At 45.0% G+C, this 1,219-nt stretch carries 2 protein-coding genes and 1 pseudogene; all 3 read right to left on the reverse strand.

What is annotated here, in order from left to right:
• Nucleotides 1-230, reverse strand: a pseudogene (locus J7J01_04685) (hypothetical protein).
• Between the two features lie 126 nt (nt 231-356).
• Nucleotides 357-602, reverse strand: coding sequence for a hypothetical protein (locus J7J01_04690; protein ID MCD6210178.1), 246 nt, complete (start codon nt 600-602; stop codon nt 357-359).
• Nucleotides 603-715: 113 nt separating this feature from the next.
• On the reverse strand, nt 716-1,219 hold a 504-nt coding region (locus J7J01_04695), incomplete at its 5' end, for a hypothetical protein (GenBank protein MCD6210179.1).

Genomic DNA, 1,219 nt, shown 5'->3' on the forward strand with positions numbered 1-1,219 from the left:
GCCAGGGTCCCAACCGGAGTATTTATCGCCCAAAACACGACCGGGTTGCTGTGCTCGAGACTCAATCGCATGGAGCACGCACCTCTGAAGGAAATCAACCCAACCATCTTCGGTGTGAATCGTTCGTAAAAACTACTTATGCTCAGTTTCACCCCTGCTTTCTCCCCGTATTTCCGCTTCAGTCCTCGGATAGTGCTCAGAAAACGCACACCAAATCCAAGCGTTAAGATTCTTATATCGTATCACCATGTAAATAGTCACTTTTATAGCTTAAACAGTTCCAATAGTTGGAATCACAATCCTCTTATCTGAACACCTATAACCTATAGAAGTTCAGCATATTGCCTGTACTTACGTTACACGAAGAAGTTATAAACCTGATAGTAGTTAGAAGATGTATTCGTCTCCATAGTATAACTCTCACTGGTATTGAGATTCGTTATGTTCATATTCGGGTCGAGCACTGCGGTTCCATTGCTGTATTTCACCCAGTCGTATGCATGGAACGGAGTGGGCGGTTCTGTCGCTGTTGCTAACGCTGCCGTCGCTGATAACATCACTAAAATGCCCAATACCACAATTATACTTTTTCCCTTTACCATGCTTTATCACTTCTTTTTTCTTTTTCTTCCTTTATACGCTTTTTTAACTTCTCATTCCCGAAAAAAGAAAAAAAAGGAAAATTACATTTTTCTTTTGGCATAGGAACTGTGTTCTAACAGCTCACGTTCAGCCAGCAGCCGTGTTTCGCAGATATGAAGTATCCTGCACCGGGCTCCATTTTCGTGAGACGGTTGAACACATCCGGCGCTACGGGATTGAACGTATCAGTATACTTCTGCTCGCTTGCATTGAATGTAGTGGCATACCAGTGGTCTCCTGACGTGAGAACATCGCTGACGTTCTTCGGCCAGCTCAACCACCCAACCATGTTCAGTCCCGGCTCCAGCCAGACGTTCATCTGCTTGTAATTCTCAGGATAGCCAGGGTAGGTTGTTGAGGTATTGTATATCCATATGTCATCAGAAGTGAGATACACGAAGTATCCTACACCGGGCTCCATTGTCGTTACAGACTCGAACTGCTTTGTCGCTGCGTTGTATTTGTATACAGACCCAGAGACATTATCCCAGACCGATGCTAATACGCTGCTCGTGCTGTTGTCTTCCGGTTCAAAAGGCAGCGAAATCAGGTTCCAGCCGGCATATAGTTTCCGCTC

It is taken from the genome of Methanophagales archaeon (genome assembly GCA_021159465.1).
Taxonomy (GTDB): Archaea; Halobacteriota; Syntropharchaeia; order Alkanophagales; family Methanospirareceae; genus G60ANME1.